The 3,395-nt window shown below is 33.8% G+C and carries 5 protein-coding genes; 3 read left to right on the top strand and 2 right to left on the bottom strand.

The annotated features are described in order from the left end of the window. Nucleotides 1–538 precede the first annotated feature (538 nt). Together AC3OCB_RS05690 and AC3OCB_RS05685 are read left to right on the top strand one after the other, a co-directional pair. Nucleotides 539–745, top strand: a complete 207-nt coding sequence (locus tag AC3OCB_RS05690; protein WP_498341308.1) for a hypothetical protein — start codon at nucleotides 539–541, stop codon at nucleotides 743–745. Between the two features lie 44 nt (nucleotides 746–789). Then, complete coding sequence (locus tag AC3OCB_RS05685) at nucleotides 790–1,194, top strand: hypothetical protein (protein WP_498341306.1); 405 nt, start codon at nucleotides 790–792, stop codon at nucleotides 1,192–1,194. Nucleotides 1,195–1,416: 222 nt separating this feature from the next. Here the strand turns inward: AC3OCB_RS05685 and AC3OCB_RS05680 are convergent, their stop codons facing one another. Together AC3OCB_RS05680 and AC3OCB_RS05675 are read right to left on the bottom strand one after the other, a co-directional pair. After that, entirely contained in the window at nucleotides 1,417–1,710 is a 294-nt protein-coding gene (locus AC3OCB_RS05680) for a hypothetical protein (RefSeq protein WP_498341304.1), read from the bottom strand. 26 nt (nucleotides 1,711–1,736) lie between these two features. Then, the gene (locus AC3OCB_RS05675) at nucleotides 1,737–2,297 is read right to left on the bottom strand and encodes a metallophosphoesterase family protein (protein ID WP_498341302.1); all 561 of its coding nucleotides are present in this window, start codon (nucleotides 2,295–2,297) and stop codon (nucleotides 1,737–1,739) included. Nucleotides 2,298–2,497: 200 nt separating this feature from the next. Between AC3OCB_RS05675 and AC3OCB_RS05670 the strand changes: the two genes are divergently transcribed. After that, nucleotides 2,498–3,395, top strand: an 898-nt coding sequence (locus tag AC3OCB_RS05670; RefSeq protein WP_498341300.1) for a TIM-barrel domain-containing protein, incomplete at its 3' end; no start/stop codon positions are given.

Raw genomic sequence — 3,395 nt, 5'->3', positions numbered from 1 at the left:
TGATTAGCAATTATTTCCTTTCCTTCATCTCCTCATTTTTCAAGTATTTCTATTACAAGTTCTTTGAGTTGTTCTCCAAATATCTGCAAAGTTATATCCCTCTGAGAAAGATAACTTATTAGCATTGATCAAATACTAACTTTGCTTATTTCATGACCAAGATCTCTACAAAAGTTATCCTCACTATACTATATAGTCTCAATTCCCAGAAAAACATATTCTTTGATTTTATCCTAGAAAAAGATTAGTTCTGATTGGCAAAATCTTCTTAGAAATTGGTATTACTAATTTCCCCCTTAAAAGATTCTATTTATCAAGAATTTTATTAAGGGATAGAAGGATTATGAGCAATCTAGGGACAGGACCCAGATGAGAAATCGTTCGGGTGAAATTTCCGTATCTAATATCAGCTAAAAAGATTTCCCTTAAAAAAGTATAAGCTTGTTTATCTTTTTCTTTTTAATTAACTTCCTTGATATTAGGTGTTTTTAGTTAGAGTATCAGAATGTTTTTATATAAGTTTTACGTATATAATCCCATGGGTTCAGATTTGAGTGCAGTTAAATCAGCTAATTACGAAATAGCGCTTGACAATAGCTCTGGTCTAATAATAAGGTTTGACAAAAAGAAAGCTTCTTCATTTGAAACTCATGATGCTATAGTTACTATATATAGAGATGAAAATAAGAACATACTTGCAGTAGAGATAGAGTATTTAGATGATGAGGACACAGATGAGGATTAACCCCTTAAAGTAAATGTTTTATATTAAACTTTCATTCTATATTTATGGACATCATTGATCTTTGTGAGATATCATGCAATTTTGTATCGAGTACAAAGAAGAGAGAGGCGCTAAAAAGGAAATTAGAAGACATAAGGATTTATTCAGGCGAAGAAGGAGTAGCTGAGTTATGCAAAGCTCTAAATTATGTATGTGAGAAACCTAGTATCTGGTCTTGCTTACAGTGTATTGATAAGAACAGTGGTGAATACATAACAAATCAGTGTTTTTCCTCATGTGACAGTAAAGCAAGAAGAAGTTTCTGTTTCTCTACTAGGTCTCTTTCAATATTGGTCGTAATAGCAGAGGTTTATGAAGGAAAAGTAACAATAATTACGTTTTTCCAAATTAGTAAAAGTAAGCACTTTACTACTAAGTGTGGAAACAAATTAGTGGCAGATCTTTCTTAATTACATTTATATTTTTATATAAAATTTATTGAAAAAGTTCTATGAGTCGTGATAAAAAACCAAACAGAGATACTGAAATATTTTATTTCATTATATTCAGTTTCCTTGGGTAGTTTCTGAGAGAAAAGCCTAGTTAGAAGTAAGATATTTCATTCCGTTTGTCTAAACGTCTGAAAGTTGAAAATGAAATGAAAAGAAATACCTTAGTAAAAAGATCTTATTTTACCACCAGTCGTTGTATCTTCCTCTTTGCATATGTGGCCTACAACCATGTGGTCCGTATCCACCATAACCAAATCCAGACAGAAAGCTTCTTCCAAGGTCGGTAATCTCTATATATTCTACCCCATCCTCTATTGTCTTCTTAGCTAACCCACTACTTAGGAGATAGCTTATGGTAAAGTCAAATGCTGTCCCGTATAGTGGTAGTATGTTTTTTAGTTCTTGTATACTTCTTTTCCCTTTTTGGAGTTCCAAGAGCGCTTGGTAACTCCACATTCTTAAATGTCCTTTCATCAATATCAAAACTGATATCGAAATATTTAAAGCTTTCTAATATCGATTACGTTATCATTAATCGTAATATAGCCAAGATCATGATATAAGTTATTCAGCGTGGTTAAAGTCCCTGCATTAGCGCAGTTCAAAGTCTTGAAAAACACGAGGGCATGGGAATGACCTAGAATTAGTGTTCCACTTTCAAGAAGCAAAATTCGAAAGAACAAGCAGAAAAGAAAGGGAGGAAGTTTCTTGTTAATTCTCATCAAGAGTTTAGCTAAGCTGTACTCGCTCCTTTCATTGAAATATTGGTGTCCGTGGAGGAAAATGTATTTTCTTCCATTATGATAAACTCTGAGAAGTTCAGTATCGCCGTCTTGTACATCTTCATCACCTTTAATGTAAGTAACTCTACTTCTCTTTTCAAAAACACCTAAAAGTTCCTTAATCTCTCCTTCAACTATTATATCACCAAGAAGTACTATCAAGGAAGGTTTTTCTTTTTCAACAATGCTATTTAACAAGTTGATATCGCAGTAAGGGTAATGAATGTCGGAAAGGACTAATATCTTTCCATCCTCTTTTATCGTAATCTCTCTTTCCACGAATATAAGAAGGAATAAAAACAATTAATAACTTAAATCCTCGTTATTAGGAAGACATTGGCTTCTTACCCACAATAAGCTTATAAAAAGCTCCTGCAATCATCCATACTACAAATGAGATAGCACCTATTAGCGCGTTGCTCTCTTATGAGCAATAACCAGCGGAGAAGTTTTTTAATCTGTTGTTTTTAAAGACCCTCATGATAAAGATTTATGAAAATCAAGGAATATACAAGGTCTTAGTCAATAATCCTTTTCCTCCAATAAATTTTCCCTTTGAAGGAAAGGAAAGTAACAAAATGCTTTCTGAGATGGGACTTTCGATTGTTAATGGCAATCAACAACAAGAAGTTATAATAGAAAAACCACTTGACTTAAAGGAGCATATAGTTGGACTTGGAGAAAAAGCCTTTGAGTTAGATAGAAAAAGAGGAAGATATTTGATGTTTAATGTTGATGCCGGTGCGTACAGAAGATATCAAGACCCTCTTTACTTGAATATACCGTTTTTCATCTCTGTCAAAGATGGAAAAGCTACCGGTTACTTCTTTAATTCAGCTTCTAAAGTCGTTTTTGATGTAGGTTTAGAGGAGTATGACAGAGTTAAGGTCATCATTCCAGAAGACTCACTTGAGTTCTTTGTCTTCGAGGGACCAACAATTGAGGATGTTTTAGAAAAATACACCAAAATAACTGGTAATCCTTTTCTCCCTCCAATCTGGGCTTTTGAATACATGATTTCTCGTTATTCTTACTATCCACAAGACAAAGTCCTTGAGTTAGTTGATTTAATGCAAAAGGACGGGTTTAAAGTTTCCGGTATCTTTCTAGATATTCACTTCATGGACTCTTATAAGCTTTTCACTTGGCACCCCAAGAGGTTCCCAGAACCTAAAAAGTTAATTGAAGAGCTTCATAAGAGGGGTGTCAAACTAGTCACTATTGTTGATCACTCTGTTAGAGCTGATCAGAATTACCCAGTCTTTATCTCTGGTTTAGGTAAGTACTGTGAGTTAGACACAGGAGAACTGTTTGTTGGTAATTTGTGGCCTGGTCCAAGCGTTTTCCCAGACTTTTTCAAAGAAGATACTAGGGAAT

Source organism: Sulfurisphaera sp. (assembly GCF_059755235.1).
The sequence above is the reverse complement of the archived record's forward strand: the minus strand, read 5'-3'. Positions and strand labels throughout refer to the sequence as shown.